Here is a 514-nt window from a genome sequence, read left to right as displayed (position 1 = left end):
CTTCCGGGGCGATGGCAGACAACACCGACGTGACCAGTGGTGGCAACCAGAGCGCGGGCCACGGTGCGGTCCTGAGCGGCACCACCCGTCTGACGGACAGTGCCACCCTGACGATTGCCGGGAATGTGGTCAGCCAGGGCACCCTTGAAAACGCCGGCACCATCACCATCGGGCCGGAGCCCGGCGATATGGTCAGAACCCGGCTGGCGGCCACATCCGCTGACAGCACCTTCACGCCCCGCACACTCGCCACGACCCGTCTTGTCGGTCAGGGCGGTACCATTAACATGAGGATTAACCTGTCTGACCCGGAGTTTCAGCGGGATATGCTGGTCATTGACGGCGGGCAGGTCACCGGGAAAACCTGGCTGAACTTCACTCATACCGGAGCTGACGGGCTGGGGCTCGCTACCACCGGGGACGGCCTCAGAGTGGTGGACGCCATTAACGGGTCAACCACCGACGCCGGAGCTTTATCCCTTGCCCGTAAGCTGCAGCCCGGGGTCGCCAACTA

At 64.2% G+C, this 514-nt stretch carries 1 pseudogene; it reads left to right on the top strand.

The features are described from left to right. Window positions 1–11 precede the first annotated feature (11 nt). Window positions 12–514: pseudogene (locus ACU8YC_RS26220) on the top strand (autotransporter adhesin Ag43); the annotation flags it as partial.

It is taken from the genome of Citrobacter sp. VF227 (assembly GCF_052950715.1).
This window is presented reverse-complemented; position numbering and strand designations above follow the sequence as displayed.